This is a genomic window from Pseudomonas reactans (genome assembly GCF_013385825.1).
Taxonomy (GTDB): Bacteria; Pseudomonadota; Gammaproteobacteria; order Pseudomonadales; family Pseudomonadaceae; genus Aquipseudomonas; species Aquipseudomonas reactans.
This window is the reverse complement of record NZ_JACAPG010000011.1, coordinates 18727-35139: the sequence shown is the minus strand read 5'-3', so window position 1 is coordinate 35139 and position 16413 is coordinate 18727. Positions and strand designations below refer to the sequence as shown.

Here is a 16413-nt window from a genome sequence, read left to right as displayed (position 1 = left end):
TGATTAAAAGTGCCGTGGATTAACTGCAGATTATGCCGCTAAACCACCCACACTCAATCTAGAATAGCCTCGGTTAATCATCGGTTAATCAACGCCACACATTGTGTGCCTACTTGCATCGAACTAAGGCTTGACCATGCGGCATCTGTTTACCTTTCTGCTGGTGTTGTTCGCGGGGTTCGCCCAGGCCGCGCCGGGCAACCCGTTTGAGACCAAACCCGATTTCCTGCCGGTGGGCAAAGCCTTCACCTTTACCTCCGAACGTCTTGAAAGTGGCGAGACCCAGCTGTATTGGCAGATTGCCGACGGTTATTACCTCTACAAGCAGCGCATGAAATTCGACGGACTGGCGGAAAAACCCGCGTTGCCGCAAGGCGAGGCCCATAGCGATGAATTCTTCGGCGACCAGGAGGTGTATCGCCAGGGCCTGGAGGTGAAGATCCCGGCCGGCGCCACCGGCCAGGTCAAGCTCGGCTGGCAGGGCTGTGCCGACGCGGGCCTGTGCTATCCGCCGCAGTCGATCACCGTGGACCTGGGCGGCAACCCGGCCGTCGCCGCGACCGCCGAAGCCCAGGATCAGAGTCTGGCCAGTGGCCTGCAACAACGCAGCCTGGGTTGGAGCCTGCTGATATTCTTTGGCTTGGGACTGCTGTTGGCCTTTGCCCCGTGTTCATTGCCGATGCTGCCGATTCTCGCCGGTTTGGTGGTAGGCAGTGGCGCCAGCCCGCGTCGCGGGTTTGCCTTGGCCAGCAGCTACGTCGTGTGCATGGCGCTGGTGTATGCCGCGCTCGGCGTATTGGCTGCGTTGCTTGGCGCCAACCTCGCCGCGCTCCTGCAAACCCCATGGATCCTCGGCAGTTTCGCTGCGCTGTTCGTGATCCTCGCCTTGCCGATGTTTGGCTTCTTTGAACTGCAACTGCCGGCCTTCCTGCGTGATCGCCTGGACAACGTCAGCCGCCAGCAAAGCGGCGGCAGCCTGGTCGGCGCGGGAGTTCTTGGCGCTCTGTCCGGCCTGCTGGTGGGCCCGTGCATGACCGCGCCCCTGGCCGGCGCCCTGCTGTACATCGCCCAGAGCGGCAATGCGCTGCACGGTGGCCTGATCCTGTTCGCCATGGGCATCGGCATCGGCATTCCGCTGTTGCTGCTGGTGACCGTGGGCAATCGCTTCCTGCCCAAGCCGGGCACCTGGATGAATGTGCTCAAGGGCATCTTCGGCTTCCTGTTCCTCGGCACCGCCGTGCTGATGATCCGCCCGGTGCTCGATGAAAGCCTGTGGATCGGCCTGTGGGGCGCATTGGCCCTGATCATGGCCTACTGCGGCTGGACCCTGGCCCGCGAATACGGCCTGGCCGCCAAAGTGTTTGGCGCCGGTTCCCTGGTGCTGGGCCTGTGGGGCGCGGTACTGGTGGTGGGCGCAGCGGGTGGCAGCGATGACCTGTGGCAACCGTTGAAGGTCTACAGCGGTTCGCGGACCGCCGCCGCGCCGAGCGCCCACGACGCGTTCATGACCATCAGCGACCCCGCCGTGCTGCAGAGCCAGCTCGACAGCGCCAAGGCCCAAGGCCAGTGGGTGCTGGTGGACTATTACGCCGACTGGTGCGTGTCGTGCAAGATCATGGAAAAACAGGTGTTCGGCAAGCCCGAGGTGATGGCTGCCCTGAAAGACGTGCGCCTGCTGCGCCTGGACGTCACCGCCGACAACGCCGCCAGCCGCGAGCTGCTCGGCCGCTACAAAGTCCCCGGCCCTCCGAGCTTCGTGTGGATCGGCCCGGACGGTGAAGAACGCCGTGCCCAACGCATCACTGGCGAAGTGGATGCCACCGCCTTCCTGCAACGCTGGACGCACACCCGGGACGCCCTCTGAATGCTGACCCTGACCATCGGCACCTTCGCCATCGCCCTGAATCACATCCTGCTGATCAGCGCGCTGATTCTCGCCACCCTGGTGGGCTGGCGCGTGGCCAAGCGCGGTGGTGAAAACCCGGAATCGGTGCTGTTCAGCCTGTTCCTGCTAGGCATGCTGGTGGCCCGCGTCAGCTTTGTGCTGATGTACTGGAGTGATTACAGCCACGCTCCGCTGCAGATGGTCGACCTGCGCGACGGCGGTTTCCTCGCCTGGCCGGGTGTGATCGCGCTGATCCTGGGTGCGCTGCTCTACGGCTGGCGCCGCCCTGCCCTGCGCACACCGCTGGGCGCCGGGGTGATCACCGGCCTGGTGTTCTGGGGCCTGACCAGTTTGTCCCTGAGCCTCTACGACAAAGGCTCGCAACTGCCAGACATCACCCTGCGCAACGCCAATGGCGACGTGGTGCAACTGGCCGATTACAAAGGCGGCCCGCTGGTGATCAACCTGTGGGCCACCTGGTGCCCGCCGTGCCGTCGCGAGATGCCGGTGTTGGAACGCGCTCAGCATCAACGCCCCGACGTGACCTTCCTGTTCGTCAACCAGGCCGAAAGCATGCAGAGCGTCAGCACCTTCCTCGCCACCCAAGGCCTGACCCTCGACAACGTTTTATTCGATGCCAGCGGCCGTCTCGGCCAGGCTGTGGGCTCGATGGCCTTGCCTACCACCCTGTTCTACCAAGCCGATGGGCGCCTGATCAACAGCCACCTCGGTGAACTGTCCCAGGCCAGCCTGGCCCGTGCCATGGAACCCTTCGACGCCACAATAAGGAAACCGACATGCCAAGCCTCCGCCACCTGCTGATCTCGCTGCCGCTGACGCTTGCGGCCACCCTGGCCCACGCCGAAGACTGGCCGGCGCCGATCAAACAGATCGAAGCCAAGGGCGCCAAGATCCTCGGCAAATTCGACGCCCCCAGCGGCCTCACTGGCTACGCCGCCCAGTACCAGAACCGTGGCATGGCCCTGTACCTGACCGCCGACGGCAAAAGCGTGATCGCCGGCAACCTGTACGACGCCCAGGGCAACGACCTGAGCAGCGCGCCGCTGGAGAAACTGGTGTACGCGCCGATGGCCAAGGAAGTCTGGGCCAAGATGGAAAAAAGCAGCTGGATCCAGGACGGCGACGTTAAAGCCCCGCGCATCGTCTACCTGTTCAGCGACCCCAACTGCCCTTACTGCAACATGTTCTGGGAACAAGCCCGTCCGTGGGTAAAGGCCGGCAAAGTGCAGCTGCGCCACATCATGGTTGGCATCATCCGCGAAGACAGCCCAGGCAAATCCGCCGCGCTGTTTGCCGCCAAAGACCCACAAAAAGCCCTGGAAGAACATGAAGCCGCCGGCAAAGGCAGCAAGTTGCAGGCGCTGGAGAAGATTCCGGCGGATATCGAGGCCAAGCTTGATGGGAATATGAAGTTGATGGATGAGCTGGAGTTGTCGGCGACGCCGGCGATTTTCTATCTGGATGACAAGGGAGGCTTGCAGCAACAGCAAGGGGCACCGTCGCCGGAGAAGCTGGTGAAGATTCTTGGGCCGAAGTAAGCGGCGCCCGGTCTGACGCCATCGCCGGCAAGCCGGCTCCTGTAGGAGCCGGCTTGCCGGCGATGAGGCCCTGACAGACAACGAAGCTTAAAGCCCCTCCAACTCCGCCATCAAATCACTCAACCGATCCACCTTCTCGGCGCTGATCTCATTAGCCGCCAACCCATCGATATACTCAGCCAATTCCCCCACCGTGCTGCACTCGAACATCGCTCGCAGCGGCACATCCCGCTGCAACGTCTTCTGCACCCGCGAGGCAATCTGCGTCGCCAGCAACGAATGCCCGCCCAGTTCGAAGAAGTTGTCTTCGACCCCTACCCGCTCAACCTTCAGCACTTCGGCCCAGATCGCGGCCAATGTGCTTTCCAGCTCGTTGCGCGGCGCCAGGTAGTCCTGGCTGTGCAACTGGCCGATCTCCAGGGCCGGGAGTGCCTTGCGGTCGAGTTTGCCATTGGCGTTGAGCGGCAGGCGGTCGAGCCAGAGCCAGTGCAGCGGCACCATGTATTCCGGCAGTTCGGCACGCAGGCGTTGCTTGATGCGGTCGAGGCGTTCGCTTGGGTTCAGTGCCTCATCCGCCGCCACCAGGTAGCCGACCAGGTGCTTGCCGTTGACGCCTTCCTGCACCCCTACCGCCGCATCGCGCACTTCCGGTTGTTCGTGCAGGCGCGCTTCGATTTCACCCAGTTCGATGCGGTAGCCGCGAATCTTCACTTGATGGTCGACACGCCCGACGTATTCCAGCACTCCGTCACTGCGACGGCGCGCGAGGTCGCCGGTGCGGTAGAGGCGTTCGCCCGCTGCGCCGAACGGGTTGGGTACAAACACGGGAGCGGTGCGCAGCGGGTCGCTGACGTAGCCGCGACCGACGCCGGTACCGGCGACGCACAACTCGCCAACTGCGCCTTGCGGCACCAGTTCCAGGGCGCCATCGAGCAGGTACAAACGGTTGTTGTCGGTCGGTGTACCAATCGGCAGATAGGTGCCACGGGTAGACGCCAGGTCGACGCGGTAGAACGCCACATCGTCTGAACATTCCGCCGGGCCGTATGCATTCACCAGCCCAATCTCCGGATAACGCAGCAACCACTGGTGCGCCAGCTCCGGCGGCATGGCTTCACCGGTCGGCAACATCCAGCGCAAGCCATCCAGGCTGATGCGGTCCTGGGCAAGCATGCCCTGAATCAGCGAAGGAACGCTCTCCAAAACGGTGATCCCTTGAGCCTGGACATGCTCCAGCAACCCCTGCGGATCATGCGCGATGGTGTTCGGCACGATATCCACACGTGCGCCAAACAGCGGCGCCGCCAGGAACTGCCATACGGAAATATCAAAACTCTGCGACGCGGTTTGCGCAATGACATCCGCGTCGCTCAAGGCCAGGTACGGCACCTTGCTCAATTGGTTATTGAGCATGCCGCGCTGTTCCACCATCACGCCTTTGGGCAGGCCGGTGGAGCCCGAGGTGTAGATCACATAGGCGAGGTTGTCCGGGCGACTGTAGACGCCGGGATTTTCGCCACGTGCCGGAATCTCTTCCCACACCAGCAACTGGCAGTCGAAACCCTCCAGCAATTCGATGGCCTGCTCGCGGGATGCTTCGGTGCAGACCAGCAATGGCGTGCGGCTCAAATCGATGATGCTGCGCAGGCGCTGGCTTGGCAGGCCTGGGTCCAGCGGTAGGTAGCCGGCACCGGCCTTGAAGCTGCCGATGATCATGCCCAGCAGGTCGAGATTACGCTCAGCCAGCAATGCCACCGACTGATCCAGACCGACACCCGCGGCTATCAGCGCATGGCCGAGGCCGTTGCTGCGGCGGTTCAGTTCGTCATAGCTCCATTGCTGATCAAGGCAACTGGCGGCAATGCGCTGCGGGTGCGCGGCGACCTGCTCTTCGAACAGTTCGACGTAGCTGCGCTCCAGCGGATAGCCGTGCTCGCTCTGGTTACATCCGTCCACCAGGAACTCACGCTCCTGCTCGCCAATCAGCGGCAGGTCGGCCATGTCGCCGTGGAAGCCTTGGACCAACGCCAGCAGCAGGCGCTTGAACTCGCCGAGCATGCCTTGCACGGTGGTTTCGTCGAAGTAGCGCTGGTCGTAAGACAGGTGCAGGCCCAGGTCATCACCCGGATAACACACGGCCGTCAGCGGGAAGTTGGTGTGGGTGCGGCCGGAGTCCGAGGTGGCGTTGAGGCTTTGTGCGCGGTCCAGCACCGAGACTTCCACCGGGGCGTTTTCGAACACGAACAAGCTGTCGAACAGTGGCTGGCCCTTGGGCAGTTCGCTGTGTTCCTGGATCGTCACCAGCGGCAGGTATTCGTACTCGCGCAGTTGCATATTGCTGTCGAGCAAGCCGCTCAGCCACTGGCGCACGCTGCAACGCTGGTCGTCCTCGGGCAGTTTCACCCGCAGCGCGATGCTGTTGATGAACAGGCCGACGGTGCGCTGCATCTCCGGCATTTCCACCGGACGACCGGCCACGGTCACACCGAACAACACGTCGCGATCGCCACTCAAACGGCGCAGCACCAGCGCCCACGCCGCCTGGGCAAACGTGTTGACGGTCAGTTGGTGAGCCTGGGCAAGCTCGCGAAGTTGCGCACCGTCGCGGGCATCGAGACGGGTGTAGCAGTCGCCCACCACCATGCCGCCGCTGTGGCCCGCGTGCTCACGCAGGAACGGTCGGTCGCTCGGGATCGGCGTGGTGCGTTCGAAGCCTTGCAGGTTCTGCTGCCACCATTGGCGTGCCTCATTCAGGTTCTGGCGTTGCAGCCAGGCGATGTAGTCGCGATAACGCGGCGGTATGGCCAATTGCGCGTCGCGGCCTTCACCGAGGGCCATGTAGAGCTCGAAGAAGTCATTCATCAGCAACGAACGGCACCAGGCATCGATAAGGATGTGGTGGTTGCTCATCATGAACCAGTAGCGCTCGGCGCCGACGCGGATCAGGCGCAGGTGGAACGGCGCCTGGTTGAGCAGATCGAAACCGGCTTCGCGCTCTTGCTTGAGCAGCGCTTGCAGGCGTGGTTCCTGTTCGCTTTCCGGGTCGTTGCTCCAGTCCAGGTACTCAATCGGCGTGCTGCCCGGCTTGTGGATCACTTGCAGCATGTCTTCGCCGACGTTCCAGCAAAACGAGGCGCGCAGGGCTTCGTGACGGGCGATCACCGCCTGCCAGGCCTGGTCGAAACGCTCGGGGTCGAGCGCGCTGTTGATGCGGTAGCGGTCCTGCATGTAGTAGAGGCCGGTGCCGGGCTCCAACAAGGTGTGCAGCAGCAGGCCTTCCTGCATTGGGGTCAGCGGGTAGACGTCTTCGATGGCGCTGGCGGCAATCGGCAGGCTGTCGAGTTGCGACTGGGTCAGGTGTGCCAGCGGGAAGTCGGACGGCGTGAGGCCACCGGCATCGTCTTGCAGGCAATGCGCGACCAGGCTTTGCAGCTCAGCGAGATAGGCATCGGCCAGTTCATGGATGCTCTGTTGATCATGGCGTTCGCGGCTGAAGGTCCAGCGCAGCACCAGTTCACCGCCGTACACCTGGCTGTCGACGCTCAACTCGTTGGGCAGCGGCGCGTTCGGGTCGTGGGCCAGGCCGGCGGGCTCCTCCAGCGGATGGAACAGCGCGTCGGCGCCGAAGCTCTGGTCGAACTGACCGAGGTAGTTGAAGGTGATCTGTGCGCTCGGCAGCGCAGCCATGCTCTGTTTGCACAGGTCATCGGCCAGGTAGCGCAGCACGCCATAGCCCAGCCCTTTGTGTGGCACGGCGCGCAGTTGCTCCTTGATCGCCTTGATCGAATCGGCCTGCCCGGCGTGCGGGGTCAGGCGCAGCGGATAGGCACTGGTGAACCAGCCGACGCTGCGCGTCAGGTCGATTTCATCGAACAGGGTTTCGCGGCCGTGGCCTTCCAGTTGGATCAGCGTCGAAGCGTGGCCGCTCCAGCGGCACACCACGCGGGCCAAGGCGGTCAGCAACAGGTCGTTGACCTGGGTGCGGTAGGCACTTGGCGCCTGTTGCAGCAACTGGCGGGTGTGTTCGGCATCCAGGCGCACGCTGACGGTGTCGGCATCGCGGTTGCGCAGCGAGCCTTGTGGACGGGCCACTGGCAACGCGGTCTCAGCCCCGGCCAACTGGTCCTGCCAGACGCTCAACTCTTCACGCAGGGATTCGCTGCCGGCGTAGGCTTGTAAACGCGCAGCCCAGTCACGCAAGGCGCTGGTCTTGGCCGGCAGGCTGACGGACTGACCGTCGCTGAGTTGGCGGTAGACGTTTTGCAGGTCTTCCAACAACACGCGCCACGACACGCCGTCCACCACCAGGTGATGGATCGCGATCAACAGGCGTTGCTGCCCCTCTGGGCCGTCCACCAACAAGGCGCGCAGCAACGGGCCGTGTTCCAGGTCGAGGCTGCGTTGGGTGTCGGTGAACAGCGCGGTGCAGTGCGCCATGTCGCGCACTTGCGCCTGCATCAACACGCCGCCTTCCGGCACGGCCAAATGCTCAGCGTGCCATTGCGCGTCGCGCTGGCAGAAGCTCAGGCGCAGGGCGTCGTGGTGTTCCAGCACTGCCAGCAGCGCTCGCTCCAGGCGATGGGGATCGAGCAGTTGCAGCGGCTTGAGGACCAGCGCCTGGTTCCAGTGCTGACGGTTTGGGATGTCGGTATCGAAGAACCAATGTTGGATTGGCGTCAGGCCCGAAGGGCCGGTAAGCACGCCTTGCTCTGCGGTGATTTGCTCGGAGCGCGTGGCCACGGCGGCCAGGGTCTGCACGGTCTGGTGCTGGAACAGGTCACGGGGGCTGAAGTGAATCCCGGCCTGCCGCGCACGACTGACCACCTGGATCGACAGGATCGAGTCGCCACCCAGCTCAAAGAAGTTATCGTCCAGGCCGACTTGCTGCACGTTGAGCACGGCGCACCAGATCGCCGCCAGGGTGCTTTCAAGTTCGTTGCGTGGCGCCACATATATTTGGCGGTTTGCCTCAGGATCTGGTTGCGGCAGGGCACGGCGATCAAGTTTGCCGTTGGCGGTCAGCGGCATGCTGTCCAGCACGATCAGGTGCGCGGGCACCATGTAGTCCGGCAGTTGCGCCTTGAGATGGGCCTTCAGCGCGTCACGCAGCGCGCCGTGCTCGGCATCGCTGACCAGATACGCCACCAGCTGTTTGCCGCTCGGCGAATCCAACGCCAGCACCACCGCTTCGCGCACGGCTGCATGTTCCAGCAGACGGGTTTCGATCTCGCCCAGCTCGATACGGAAACCACGGATCTTCACCTGATGGTCGATACGTCCCAGGTACTCCACCAGGCCGTCGCCGCGCTGGCGCACCAGGTCGCCGGTGCGGTACAGGCGCCCGCCATTGCGCGCAAACGGGTCCGCGACAAAACGCTCGGCGGTCATGCCCGGACGCTGGTGATACCCCTGCGCCAGGCCTGCGCCGCCGACGTACAGCTCGCCGGTCGCGCCTTGCGGCACCAGGGCCAGGTCGGCGTCGAGAATGTACGCCACGCGGTCACCGATGATGCTGCCGATCGGCACGCTGGCGGCGCCCTCCTCCAACTGCTCCGGTGCAAGGCTGGCCAGCGGCATCACCACGGTTTCAGTCGGGCCATAGGCGTTGAAGAACACCTGCGGCTGGAACGCGGCACGGATGCGCTGCAAGTGTTCGCCGGTGAGGGCTTCGCCGCCGGTGATGCACATGCGCACCGGCAAGGTCTGTTGCTGAGTGGCCAACCACTGCGCCAACTGGCTGCCGTAGCTCGGGGTGAAGCCCAGGATGTTGATGCCATGGGTGCGGATCAATCCGCAGATTTCTTCTGCATCCCACTGGCCCTGAGCCCGCAACACCACCTGCGCGCCGCTGAGCAGCGGCACCAACAGGCGCTCGGTGGCGGCGTCAAAGTTGATCGAATAGAAGTGCAGCTCGCAGTCCTCCGCGCGCATGCCAAACCGCTCGATCACTGCCGCGCAATGCATGGCGATTTCCCCGTGGGACACCACCACGCCTTTCGGCTTGCCGGTGGAGCCGGAGGTGTAGATCAAGTACGCCTGGTGTTGCGGCAGGCTGATAAGCGGCAGCGCATCGGCCGGGTAGTTGGTCAGCACCGGCAAATCATCTTCCAGGCACCAGCAGGCCACGGTGGCCGGCAACTCGCCGAGGGCTTCGAACATCGCCGCATCGCTGAGCAGCAGGCCGATGCCGCTGTCTTCGATCATGTAGTGCAAACGGTCCAGCGGGTACTCCGGATCCAGCGGCACGTAGGCGCCGCCGGCCTTGAGGATCGCCAGCAAGCCGATGACCATTTCCAGGGAACGCGGCAACGCCAGGCCGACACGCACCTGCGGGCCAACGCCACGCTCGCGCAGCATCCAGGCCAGGCGGTTGGCGCGGGTGTCGAGTTCACGGTAGCTAAGAGTCATGCCAGCAAAGGTCAGCGCCGGCGCATCGCCACGGGCTGCCGCCTGCTGGCTGAACAGTGGGTGGATGCACTGATCGAGACGGTGCTCACCTTTCTCGATGCCCAGGCTGTCTTGCAACACACGCTGTTCATCGGCGCCCAGCAACGGCAATTCGCTGAGACGCTGCTGCGGATCCGCGATCAAGGCTTCCAGCAGGTTGCGCCAATGCTCGGCCATGCGCGCAATGCGTGGTTCGTCGAACAGGTCGGTGCTGTAGGTCAGGCAGCAACCCAGGCGATGGTCGAGGTCGGTGACTTCCAGGTTGAGGTCGAACTTGGTCGCGCGGGCATCGTTGGCCAGGTATTCGACGGTCATGCCAGCCAGTTGGCGGCTTTGCTGGAACTCCCAGCGCTGCACGTTGCACATCACCTGGAACAGCGGGTTGTACGCCGCGCTGCGCGGGGGTTGCAGGGCTTCCACTAAATGGTCGAATGGCAGGTCTTGATGGGACTGCCCCTCGATTACGGTGTGACGTACCTGTTCGAACAACTGCGCGACATTCATCTGCCCATTGAGCTGGCAACGCAGCACCTGGGTGTTGAGGAACGCGCCGATCAGGCCTTCGCTTTCCGGGCGAATGCGGTTGGCGACCGGAGCGCCGATGCGCAGGTCGGTCTGGCCGCTGTAGCGGTAGAGCAACACGGCCAGGGTGGCGGTCATGGTCATGAACAGGGTCAGGCCGCGCTCGGCATTGAAAGCACGCACGCGGGCTGCGAGGTCGTCGCTTAAATCGAAGCGGTACAGCTCGCCCTGGTGGCTTTGCACCGGTGGGCGTGGACGGTCGCCGGGCAGTTCCAGCAGCGGGTGTTCATTGCCCAGTTGCGCAGTCCAGTAATCCAATTGGCGTTGACGCTCGCCGGATTCCAGCCACTGGCGCTGCCACACGCTGTAGTCCAGGTATTGCACGGGCAGCGGCGCCAGCGGCGAGTCGCGCTCATCGATAAAGGCTTCGTACAACGCGCTGAGTTCACGGGCAAAGATGTCCATGGCCCAGCCTTCGGTGACGATATGGTGCAGGGTCAGCACCAGGTAGTGTTCCTGCTCGCCGGCCTTGACCAGACACGCACGCAGCAGCGGCCCGCTTTCCAGGTTGAACGGCGTGTGAGCCTCGTGATCGGCCAGTTGTTGCAGGCGCGGTTGGCGTTCGGTTTCGCTCAGCGCGGAAAAATCCTGCCAGTCCATGCGCAGTCCGGTTTGCGGTGAAACCTTCTGATAGGCCACACCGTCGACGCTCGGGAACGTCGTGCGCAAGGTTTCGTGGCGCATGATCAGCGCTTGCAACGCTGCTTCGAAACGCCCCACATCCAGCACGCCGCGCAAACGCGCCATACCGCCGACGTTGTAGGCCGGGCTGTCCGGCTCCATCTGCCACAGGAACCACATGCGCTGCTGGGAATAGGACAACGGGACCGGCTGGCTGCGGTCGACCTTGGCGATGGCAGTCTGTTGGTTGCGCTGGCCCGACGCTTGGATCAGGCCGACCTGCTCGACAAACGCCCCCAACTCACTGGCTTCAAACAAGGTGCGCAACGGCAGCTCGACGTCACAGGCCTGGCGGGTGCGGGAGATGATCTGCGTGGCCAGCAACGAGTGGCCGCCGAGGGCGAAGAAGTCATCGCGCAGACCAATGCCTGGCAGGCCGAGGACTTCGCGCCAGATGGCGGCGATCTGCTGTTGCAGCGGGGTTTCGGGTTCGACATGTTCACGCACTTGCCACACCGGTTCCGGCAATGCACGGCGGTCCAGTTTGCCGCTGGGGCTCAGCGGCATGGCGTCCAGACGCATCAGCAGCGCGGGCACCATGTACTCCGGCAGCTCGGCGGCCAGGGCGGTTTTTACAGCCTCCTCATCCAGTTCGCCCTGGGCGGTGAAGTAACCGATCAACTGCCCGTCACGCACCCGCACCACAGCTTGGGCGATACCCTCCAGGGCGAGCATGCGCGCTTCGATTTCTTCCGGCTCCACACGGAAGCCGCGCAGTTTGATCTGCTGATCGAGGCGACCGAGGTACTCGATCACGCCGTCGGCGCCCCAGCGCGCACGGTCGCCGGTGCGATACAGGCGCGCCCCCTGCTGGTCGGCAACAAAACGCTCCGCCGTCAACCCGGCACGCCCGAGGTAACCGCGGGCCAGGCCGATGCCGCCGATGCACAGCTCACCCGGCACGCCCAACGGCACAGGGTTGAGCTGTTCATCCAGCACACGGCAGATCACATTGCCCAGCGGCCGGCCAATCGGCGAACGCTCTCCGTCTTCGGCGTGGCAGTGCCAGTGAGTCACGTTGATCGCGGTTTCGGTCGGGCCATAACGGTTGTGCAATTGCACCGCTGGCAACTGTGCCAACACGCGATTACGCAACTCGGCGGGCAAGGCTTCGCCGCCGGAGAACAGGCGACGCAGGCTGGTGCATTCAGCCACCAGCGGCTCGTCGACAAACAACTGCAACAGCGGCGGCACAAAGTGCAGCGTGGTCACGCCGTGTTCCTGCACCAGTTGCGCGATGCGATGCGGGTCGCGATGCTCACCAGGGCCAGCCAGCACCAGGCGGCATCCGGTAATCAGTGGCCAGAAGCATTCCCACACCGACACGTCAAAACTGATCGGCGCCTTTTGCATCAGCACGTCGGTTTCATTGAGTTGATACGTAGCCTGCATCCACTGCAAGCGCTCGGCCAACGCCGCATGCGTATTGCCCACGCCTTTGGGCTGGCCGGTGGAGCCGGAGGTGTAGATCACGTAGGCGAGGTTATCGCCGTGCAGGTGCAGGCCGGGCGGCTGGGTTGGCCAGCTATCGAGGTGCAGGCTGTCCATGGCGATCACGCAAACGCCGTCGCTACTCGGCACCTGTTCCAGCAGCGCAGTCTGAGTCAGCAGCAGGTGTACGCCACTGTCCTTGAGCATGTAGGCCAGGCGCTCGGCGGGGTAATCCGGGTCCAGCGGCACGTAGGCGCCACCGGCCTTGATGATCGCCAGCAAGCCGACCAGCAATTGCGGCGAACGCTCGGCGGCGATGGCCACGCACACATCCGGGCCGACGCCTTTGTCGCGCAGGTAATGGGCCAGGCGGTTGGCCTGGGTGTGCAGTTGGGCGAAGGTCAGGCTGCCGCCATCCCAGACCAGCGCGGTGGCGTCCGAGGTCTGCTGGTTGAGCAGTTCGGGCAGCCACACTTGGGCCGGTGCGCAGGGTGCTTCGCTGTAAAGCGCCTGTTCGTCGTGCTGCATCAGCGCAAGGTCGCCGATGGCTTGGTGGGGCTGCTCGCAGACGGCGTGCAACAGGTTGATGTAGTGCTCGGCCAGGCGCTGGATGGTCGCGTTTTCGAACAGTTCATCGGCGTAGTCGAACGACAGGCTCAGGCGCCCGTTGCGGTCTTCTTCGGTGTGCAGTTGCAGGTCGAACTTGGCTTCGCGACTGTGCCACGGCAACTCGTCGGCGAGCATGCCCGGCAGGCGGCGCAAGGCGCTGAGGTCGCGTTGCTGGTGGTTGAACATGACCTGGAACAGGCCCTGCTCGCGGGCCTGCGGGAAGGCTTCCAGCAGTTGTTCGAACGGCAGGTCCTGATGGGCTTGGGCACCCAGCGCCGCCTGGCGTGTCGCGGCTAATAGCGCGTTGAACGGCAGGCGTCCATGCAGCTCGGCACGCAATACCAGGGTGTTGATGAAGAAACCGACCAGGCCTTGGGTTTCCTGGCGCGGGCGGTTGGCGTTGGGCACGCCGATGCGGATGTCGCGCTGTCCGCTGTAGCGATGCAGCAGGCTTTGGAATGTCGCCAATAGCAGCATGAATGGGGTTGACTCGTTGGCCTGGGCGGCGTGGCGAATCGCTTCGCTGAGGCTCGCGCCAAGGCGCACGGTGTGGCGTGAGGCACTGTGACGGTGGTGTGCCGAGCGCGGGTGGTCGGTCGCCAGGCTGAGGGTGGGATGCTCCTCACCCAACTGCGCTTTCCAGTACGCCAGTTGACGCAGGGCTTCCCCTTCGGCCAGCCATTGACGCTGCCAACTGCCGTAGTCGGCGTATTGCAGCGCCAGGGGCGGAAGTTCCAGGGTTTGGCCCTGGGCTGCGGCGGCGTACAGGCGCGAGAATTCGTCGATCAAAATGTTCAGCGACCAGCCGTCGGCGATGATGTGGTGCAGCGTCACCAGCAGTTGGTGATCTTCATCGTCCAGGCGCACCAGCGTCACCCACAGCAGCGGGCCTTTTTCCAGGTCGAACTGGGTACGCGCTTCGTCTTCGCGGATCTGTTGCGCACGGGCTTCGCGCTCGGCAACGGGCAGGTCACTGAGGTCGATGACTTGCAGCTCGAAATCCGCTTTGGCGTCGACACGCTGGAAAGCCTGGCCGTCGCGCTCATAGAAACGCGTACGCAGCGCTTCGTGGCGCTGGATCAATTGCTGGAAGCTGGCGCGCACGGCGTCTTCATCCAGCTCGCCGCGCAGGCGCAGCGCGCCGGGGATGGTGTAGGCGCTGCTGTGCGGGTCCAGTTGCCAGGTGATCCACAGGCGGTTCTGCGCCAAGGATTGGGGCAATTCCTCCTGGCGCGACAGGCGGTGAATCGCGCCTTGGGCGACACCACCGTCCTGCTGCAACTGCGCGACATTGGCGGCAAAGCCTTCCAGGGTCGGCGCTTCGAACAACATGCGCAGGTTCAGTTCAAGGCCGAGGGTTTCGCGCAGGCGTGCGACCACCTGAGTGGCGGTGATGGAGTTGCCGCCGAGCAGGAAGAAATGATCATCGGCGGCAACACTTGCGATGTGCAGTTGCTCACACCAGATCGCCGCGATCTGGTTGTGCAGCTCGGATTCCAGCGCCCCATCGCTCACCTGCGTTTGCAGGTCGGGGAACTGGGCATAGCTGTCGAGGCTGCCATCCTTGTGACGCAGCGCACAGGCTGCGCGCTGCACCTTGCCGCTGGAAGTCTTCGGCAAGGCGCCGGGGTTGAGCAGCACCACCACGCTTGGCGCCTCTTGATACGCCTCGGCGACGGCCTGGCGGATCGCCTTGATCAGCGCTTCAGGCGGCAGGATTTTCTGCACGCTGCGGCTGATTTCGGCGGCAATGCCGATACCTTCCAGGCCCTGTTCATTTACCGCAAAGGCCGCAACCCGGCCTTTGCGCACCACTTCCACTTCGCGCTCGATGGTCTGCTCGATGTCCTGGGGATACAGGTTGTGGCCGCGTACGATCAGTAAATCCTTGAGGCGACCGGTGATGTACACCTCGCCGTCACGGATGAAGCCCAGGTCGCCCGTGCGCAGCCAGGTGCGACCCGCGTGCTGCACAAAGGTCTTGGCGGTGGCTTCAGGGTTGCGCCAGTAGCCGTGGGCGATGCTCGGGCCAGTGGCCCAGAGTTCGCCGACGCTGTTGTCGCCCAGCTCGGTGAGGGTGTGGGGGTCCGCGATCAGCACCGCGTGTTCCGGCTGGCTGGTGCCGCAGCTCATGATCGCGCTGCCCTGCCCCGGTTCGGCGCGGTTGGCGGCCAGGGCCTGCTCGTCGACGCGCAGCGCCGGGATGCCTTGGCCACGGGTGCCACCGGCGACAAACAGGGTCGCCTCGGCCAGGCCGTAGGAGGCAAAGAAATTGTTCGGGGTGAAACCGCAGGCGGCGAACTTCTCGGCGAAGCGCTCCAGGGTGTCGAGGCGGATCGGTTCGGAACCGGAATAGGCCACGCGCCATTGGCTCAGATCCAGGCGCTCCAGGGCCGTCTCACTGACCCGTTCGCTGCACAGGCGATAGGCGAAATCCGGGCCACCGCTGATGGTGCCGCCGTATTCGCTGATCGCTTCCAGCCAGCGCAAGGGGCGACCGAGGAAGTAAGCCGGCGACATCAGCACGCAGGGCACACCACTGAAGATCGGTTGCAGCAGGCCGCCGATCAGGCCCATGTCGTGGTACAGCGGCAACCAACTGACGATCACGTCATCCGGGTTCAGGTCGATGCCAAAACCGCGACGGATCAACACTTCGTTGGCGACCAGGTTGCCGTGGCTGACTTGTACGCCCTTGGGCAGCGCGGTGGAGCCAGAGGTGTATTGCAGGAACGCGATGTCGTCTGGATGCAGGTCTGGGGCGACCCAATGCCCGAGGCTTTCCAGGCGATCGACGCTCAATACCGGCGGCGCGTTTTCGATCTGCGACAAGCCATCGGCGAGGCTGGCGATGGTCAGCAACAGGCGCGGCTCGGCATCACTGATGATCGACAGCAGGCGCTCCTGATGGTGACGACGGGTGGACTCCGGTGGATAGGCCGGCACTGCAATCACACCCGCGTAGAGGCAACCAAAGAACGCCGCGACGTAATCCGGACCGCTGGGAAACAACAGCACGGCACGGTCGCCCAGGTCCGCATTGGCTTGCAAGGCGGCAGCGATGGTGCGAGCGCGCTGGTCCAGGTCGCGGTAACTGAGCACAACATTGTGCTCGGCGGATTCGGCGAGGAAGCGCAGGGCGACCTGGTCCGGGGTCTGCGCGGCGCGACGTTGAAGGGACTGGACCAGGGTGCGGGGAAGTTCGAAGGCGTCCATCAT

Annotated in this window: 4 protein-coding genes; 3 read left to right on the top strand and 1 reads right to left on the bottom strand. The window is 64.0% G+C overall.

Annotated features, from left to right (window positions below):
* The first annotated feature begins 136 nt into the window (after positions 1 to 136).
* Genes dsbD through dsbG form a run of 3 tightly spaced genes read left to right on the top strand, consistent with a single transcriptional unit; the run spans position 137 to position 3444 of the window.
* Positions 137 to 1864 (top strand): protein-disulfide reductase DsbD, encoded by a 1728-nt coding sequence (dsbD, locus tag HX868_RS11605; protein WP_177002961.1) that lies wholly within the window; start codon positions 137 to 139, stop codon positions 1862 to 1864.
* On the top strand, positions 1865 to 2707 hold the full coding sequence (locus HX868_RS11600; RefSeq protein ID WP_177002960.1) for a TlpA disulfide reductase family protein: 843 nt from the start codon (positions 1865 to 1867) through the stop codon (positions 2705 to 2707). It abuts the gene before it with no gap.
* A complete protein-coding gene (dsbG, locus tag HX868_RS11595) occupies positions 2683 to 3444 on the top strand; it encodes a thiol:disulfide interchange protein DsbG (RefSeq protein WP_177002959.1) in 762 nt (253 codons plus the stop codon). Before HX868_RS11600 ends, dsbG begins: the two co-directional genes overlap by 25 nt.
* A gap of 87 nt (positions 3445 to 3531) precedes the next feature.
* Here dsbG and HX868_RS11590 read toward each other — a convergent pair whose 3' ends face one another.
* Positions 3532 to 16413 (bottom strand): non-ribosomal peptide synthetase, encoded by a 12882-nt coding sequence (locus HX868_RS11590; RefSeq protein WP_177002958.1) that lies wholly within the window; start codon positions 16411 to 16413, stop codon positions 3532 to 3534.